Origin of the sequence: Citreicella sp. C3M06, assembly GCF_018860705.1 — a bacterium.
Classification (GTDB): domain Bacteria; phylum Pseudomonadota; class Alphaproteobacteria; order Rhodobacterales; family Rhodobacteraceae; genus Salipiger.
The window spans coordinates 1-6088 of the sequence record NZ_JAHKQA010000046.1; the positions used below are offsets into that span (position 1 = coordinate 1).

General features: G+C 59.9%; 5 protein-coding genes. 4 read left to right on the forward strand and 1 reads right to left on the reverse strand.

What is annotated here, in order from left to right; genetic code table 11:
- Nucleotides 1-143: 143 nt before the first annotated feature.
- Nucleotides 144-572: a PACE efflux transporter gene (locus tag KO516_RS10260; protein ID WP_216003695.1), complete on the reverse strand. Its 429-nt coding sequence runs from the start codon at nucleotides 570-572 to the stop codon at nucleotides 144-146.
- Nucleotides 573-901: 329 nt separating this feature from the next.
- On the opposite strand from KO516_RS10260, the gene KO516_RS10265 reads away from it, so the two are divergent.
- The 4 genes from KO516_RS10265 to KO516_RS10280 all read left to right on the forward strand — a co-directional run bounded on the left by KO516_RS10265 (nucleotide 902) and on the right by KO516_RS10280 (nucleotide 5161).
- Nucleotides 902-2119, forward strand: coding sequence for an AAA family ATPase (locus KO516_RS10265; RefSeq protein ID WP_216003696.1), 1218 nt, complete (start codon nucleotides 902-904; stop codon nucleotides 2117-2119).
- Nucleotides 2119-3042, forward strand: a complete 924-nt coding sequence (gene repB / locus KO516_RS10270) for a plasmid partitioning protein RepB (RefSeq protein ID WP_216003697.1) — start codon at nucleotides 2119-2121, stop codon at nucleotides 3040-3042. The genes KO516_RS10265 and repB overlap by 1 nt, the downstream gene beginning before the upstream one ends.
- Before the next feature lie 238 nt (nucleotides 3043-3280).
- Nucleotides 3281-4348, forward strand: coding sequence for a helix-turn-helix domain-containing protein (locus KO516_RS10275; protein ID WP_216003698.1), 1068 nt, complete (start codon nucleotides 3281-3283; stop codon nucleotides 4346-4348).
- A 144-nt stretch (nucleotides 4349-4492) separates the two neighbouring features.
- Nucleotides 4493-5161 (forward strand): class I SAM-dependent methyltransferase, encoded by a 669-nt coding sequence (locus KO516_RS10280; RefSeq protein WP_371742068.1) that lies wholly within the window; start codon nucleotides 4493-4495, stop codon nucleotides 5159-5161.
- Nucleotides 5162-6088 lie beyond the last annotated feature (927 nt).

Below are 6088 nucleotides of genomic sequence, written 5' to 3' on the forward strand. Positions count from 1 at the left end.
TCCCATAATGCTTCCTTCCAGGCCTGAGAAAGGATCACACCATCAAACCGCGGGATCAAACACCTAGCCAGCGGCTTTACCCTGTTTTCGGACGTGCTGGTGCTTCTGGGTCTTTGCGTTGCCGCGATCGCCGCGCGGCGGCGTCAGGCCTCATGGCCCATTGCAACGGGGGGAAACGCCTTGTCCCAGCCCCAGTTGAACACGAAAGCGTAGACCAGATAGAACAGCGCTAACCCCGCCTCCATCAGCAGCGCCTCGATCAGCCCCACACCCAGAGACAGCGCGATGAGCGGCAGCGAAACCATCAGCAAACCGGCTTCGAACAGCACGGCGTGCAACACCCGCAGCGCCGGGGTTTTGCGCAGATCGCCGCGCCAGCGCAGCAGCGCCCGGTCGAAGACGATGTTATAAGCATAGTTCCAAAGCGTCGCGATGCTGGCGAGTGTGATCGACAACAGCCCCACCGTCGTCAAGTGAAGTCCGAAGGCCAGCGCGCCTAGCGGCACGACCAGCAGGATGCCGAAAATTTCGAAAGTGATGGCGTGGAACAGACGCTCTGAGGTACTGCGCATGGGAGACCCTGTCATTGGGCTGGGCCGTCCCAGTCTGGTACCCGGAAGTGGGGGAAGTCGTCTTCGCTTGCGAGGCAGATAGCTCGCGCGGCGAGACTTGTCCAGTTTGCCGAGTCGCCACCTGCCAAGGCCGGGGTCCCTGCGAATGGCCCTGTTGCGACAGGCGGGTAGCGCCTGATCGCTAAAGGGTTTCTTCATTGAATTTTAGTGGCTTGCGTTTCTCAAAAAACCACTGATATATACAGGCCCTTCGCATATGTCAGTAAACGCTGGAATATGAGAGAAAATCTGATACAACAATAAAAAACGCAAGAACCATGAGGACAGGCATGACGGCGGGTCTACTTGCCTCCGAGCAGCTGATGAAGTTCAGTGACATCATCGATACCGCGCTGACCCAGCAGCGCGAGCTTTTGCACGCGCCTGACAAGCGCAAATCCGACAAGCCGCTGCGCAGCTTTTCGGTACGCGAAGTCTCACATGCGCTGCGGGTGAAATACAACAGCCTGCGCCAGTATCTGAACACGCTGCCCGGCATGCCCGCCGGAACCACAGAACCCGGAAACCGCAAGTATTTCACCGCTGACGAGGTGAACGAGATCCTGTCGGTGCTCTACGCCGAAGGCAAGATCGGCGACGAGCGCATGCCTCGCCGCAAGCCCGGCGACGCACAGGCGCGGCTGGTGGTCTATAACCTTAAGGGCGGGGTGTCGAAGACCTCGCTTTCGGTCAACCTTGCGCAGTTTCTGGCGCTGAGGGGCTATCGGATCCTGTGTATCGACCTTGACCCGCAGGCCAGCTTTTCCGACATGTTCGACGTTCAGGCCGATCTGGATGGCTTGCCCTCGGTCTATGATGTGCTGCGCTACGAGGATGACAGCGGCGGCCCGGTGCCGATCACCGAGGCCATTCGCGCCACCTATGTGCCCAATATCGATCTTGTGCCCGGCTCGATGTCGATGACCGAATTCGAATACGAAACCTCGGCCTCGTTCCGTGGCGGTGGCGATGGCACGCCGTTCCATCGCCGCATCACCGACGCGCTTGAGCTGGTCGATGATTACTATGACCTCGTGCTGTTCGATACGCCGCCGCATATGTCCTTTGCGGTGATCGCGGCGGTCTATGCCGCGACAGGGATGCTGATCCCGCTGTCCGCGGGCATGCTGGACGTGGTGTCGCTGGCGAAATTCCTTGAGCTGGCGGCGGGCACCATGGAGGTGGTCGAGCAGCATCAGGACAAGCGCTACGATTTCATCCGCTTCGTGCTAACGCGCTATTCCGCGTCGGACCCGGCGCAATTGCAGCTGTCGTCGTTCCTGCGCTCGCATCTTGGCCCGGCAATGTTGCGCAATGATATGGTCAGTTCCACCGCCATCGCAGATGCCGGGAACACGATGAACCCGCTGCTGGAACTGGATCCAAGCAGCTTTCATCGCAAGACCTACGACCGGATCTTTGAATCGCTGTGCGGCATTGCCGATGAGGTCGATGCCGAGATCATGCAATCTTGGGGCCGCGAGCCCTTTGAACGGGAGTCGCGCTGATGGCGCGCAAATCCCGCCCGACCTTCCCGATGGCCCCCGCGAGCGATGCCGAAGAAGCCGCGCCCAAGCCGGTCCGTCGCTCGCCGATGTTCGCCAAGGGGGCGGCCAGCCTTGAAACCGCGCTGAAATCCGCCGCGGCCGAGGAACGCATGTTCCGCAACCTGCCGATCGCGCAGATCGACCCGTCGCCTATCCGCGACCGGATCGACATTGCCGAAGGGCTTGAGGTGCTCAAGCGCAGCCTTGCCGAAGACGGGCAGCAGATCCCGATTCTGGTGCGCCCCCTGCCCGGGGACCGCTACGAGATCGTCACCGGGCGTCGCCGCCTGCGCGCGCTGACCGAACTGGGCCAGGACACGATCCAGGCCTTTGTGCGCCGGATGAGCGACGAGGAAGCCTTTGTCGCGCAGGGCATCGAGAACAACGCCCGGCTTGAGACGTCGTTCATCGAACGCGCCCGGACCATTCTGTCGGCGCTCGAGGCGGGATTCACTCAGGTGCAGGTCGAGAAATTCCTTGGCGTGGATCAGACGATGATCAGCCGGATGAAATCCATCTACACGGCGGTGGGCGAGGATCTGGTGGTTCGCATCGGCCCGGCCCGCGGCGTCGGACGGCGCAAATGGGACAGGCTGGCCAAGCTGCTACGCGATGGCGATGCGGCGCTGGTGCGCAGCGATCTTGCTGACAGCACCGAGCGCTTCGATGCCCTGCTTGAACAGCTCGAGGCACGCGAGGCCACCCCCCCTGCCCCGCAGGCCGAGCCCCGCACGCCAAAGCCTGCGCAGGAGGCCCCGGTGGTCACCACGCGCCGCGGCACTCAATTGACGGTAAAGCTGCGCGAGGATATCCCCGACGACTTCCTCGACTACCTTGCCAAAGAAATTCCCGCGCTTCTCGAAGCCTACAAAGAGCGCGGATAAAGAGCCGGGGGCCACCCCGGGAGCAGTTAGAAACCAAGAAAAGGAGCAGACGAAAGGCAAAAAAGAAACCCTCCGAAACCGAGGCTCCGAAGGGTTCTCAAGATGTGTAGCAACTTCTTGGTACCCTGAAATCGAATCGTTTTCAACATCGATCTTCGGTGAACGGTGGGATTTTGCCGTCTGACAACCCATGACATCATCCGTTCCGCGGGCAATCGCCCCGGGGCATGGCAAGGCTATGCCCGAATCCAACATCCCCTTCAGCCATGATCGCTGGGAGGTTCTTGCCCTGTTGCGAGAGATTTCACGCGAGCTAAAGCTAGGCGAACGTGAATTGTCAGTGCTGTCCGCGCATCTTTCGGTGCTGGCAAAGGGACCGATCCGCTCTGAGCAGGTACTGGTGTCTTACGCCGGGCTGCCAGTGCTTCTGGAGCGCGCCAATTGCATGGATGAGCGGCGGTTTCGTCGCGGCGAGGCGCGTCTCGAAGCGCTCGGGCTGGTTGCCCGCAAGCTGTCGGCCAATGGCCGGCGGTTTCCCGTGCGGAATGGCGCGGGCCGGGTTATTGACGCTTACGGCCTCGATCTGCGCCCCTTGTTTGACGCCCTGCCCCGCCTCCTGCTGATCAGACAAGAGAAGCGCGCCTTGGAGGCCGAACGCAAAGCGATCTGCACCCGCATCAGCGCTCGATTGTCCGCGGCCCGCAGGCAGTTCGAGGCTGCGCAAACCGCCTTGCCTGATTGGTTCTGCGAGCTTGCCCGCGACATCCGCAACACCTTGCGCCGTGCGGTTCCGGCTCTCGACGCGCTCGCCCAGATCGAGGAGAACTTGAGCCAAGCACTCTCGAATGAGACCTCTGCCAAAGCCTCCGAACCAGCTTCTACGCCGGACATCATGGCCGCGGATGACGGACAAACTGTCCGGCACTCAGACTCCAAAGAAAAAGAAATATATAAGCAACCGGCGACAAGCGTTGCCGAGATCTGGCAAACCTGCCCCACGCTATCGGAATATTACCCAACGCCGCCAGCACACGAAAGAGATCTACTGACTAGGATCCATGACGTCTGCGGCTTCCTTGGGCTCAGACCCGCGACAAGAGATCGTATGGCAGTAACACTCGGACTTCATGGAATAGCACGCTGCCTGGATGATCTCGCAGGACGCATTTCCGGCATAGAGCGGCCAGATGCATATGTCGCGTCGATGCTCAGACGCCTCGAACTACGAAAGCCATCCAAGACCAACCATGTAAGGCATATACCACATTATGACCGGGGTCATAGTGGCTTGGAGATCGGAGTATGACCGCGGTCATAAATGCGTTTCGTTTGAACTCAGGATTTCAACACGTGATGCCGGAACATTCATCGCCAGCATAGCTACCCTTGACGAAACGAGCGGGCAGGGCGCATGGAGCCCGCATCCGTTATAGCCCGAAAGCCAGCCTCCGTGTCGAGCAATCCCTACGAGAAACCTGATTTCTATTCGTCTGCGATCGCCGCTGGGAGGCACCGTGACATCGTTGGCGGACGCTGGGACGAAACAGGGCGGGTACAGATGTCGATACTGCAGCAAGCCGGGCTGAAGCCGCACCACCATCTTCTTGATATCGGGGCAGGGGCCCTGCGACTTGGCTGCAAGGCCGTGCCTTACCTTGCCCGCGGCCATTACTGGGCGACAGACGCATCGCGTGCGATCCTGCTGGCCGGGCATCGGGAGGAGTTAACCGATCCACAACAGCTGGATGAAGCGCAACTGATCGAGGACACGGGGTTCCGCTTTCCAGGCGTCTCTGACTGCATCACCCATGCCATCGCCTTCGCGGTTTTCCCCCACCTGACGATGGATTGCCTGCGGCGCGCACTGATTGAGCTGCGCCGCTTCGATCATCTAGAGACGCTGCTTTTCACCGTGTTCCTTGCGCCTGACGCAGCAACTGCTCAGGCGCCATACCGACAGCGCGACGGCGTGGTCACCCATGCCGGCCGCGCGCCGTTTCATATGCTGGAAGAAGATGTCGCCGCGCTGGCATTGGCCTGCGGCTGGACGCAAACGCGTAAGAACGTGATGCTCCCGCGCGGGCAGGTTTTGTTCGTGGCACGTCCGCTCGGGCGTTGAAAGCAGTCATACGAAGATGATGACCTGACGCTTCGCCTCGCCGATGGCCAACCGGTAGAAGCCTTCGTTGATGTTGTCGAGTTTGGGCCCAAGGGTTGCAGGGCGCAGAATATGAAAATTGTCGCTGAGATCACGTCCGTCAAGGCGTTGTAATTTGCGAGATGGCCTGGGATCCTGATCTGGCGGCTTTCATGGTTATGTTGAGACGCAGGCCGATCTCATCCGTGTCGATCTGACGGCGCAGCCTTACTGTATAACGCGTGCGCACTGGAGCAGACCTGCCGCCATGCAATATTTCCCTAAAGGCTCGGAAGAGGTGGTCGTGATCCTGAGCCACTAGATGGACGAGATCCGCCGTTTCGAGGCGCGCGACACCCCTTACCCCCCGCCAATCGTGTGACCGGAAGGAAAGACATCATCGTCGGCGCCGGGCTGATGGGGCAGGGCTGGGCCATTGTGTATCCTAGCGCCGAACGAGCCGGCTGATTACACCGAAGGGCCGGTGTCGTTGAATGCGGGGTTTATTGCGTGGCACAGTCCTGATCGTGACTGGCGGGGGGGGTAAGGGGTGTCGCGCGCGGATGTAGAGCGGCGTAAGGTTTTGTCATTCGATACAGTGCCGAACCGCCGCTGTTGGCGAGACCGGAAGCTCGTGGCGTTTTTGCGCGGCAAAGGCTGCTGACTCGCCCGGATTCAGGCCCCGTGGTCACGATTCTGGCTGTGCTTGTGGGTAACCATGTGGTTAAGTCATGTTCATGGGATTTGGGTCGCTAAGCTGCCCTTGGGGAAATGGGGTCATGCTTTGAGGTTTCGGCGGATCTGCAAGAAATCTTCCCCTCTAATCTACTGATTTCATTTAATTATCTGATTTTTGTGACGGATATTTGGCGGAAATGTAAAAAAGGGGTTGCGGGTATGTTGGTGTAA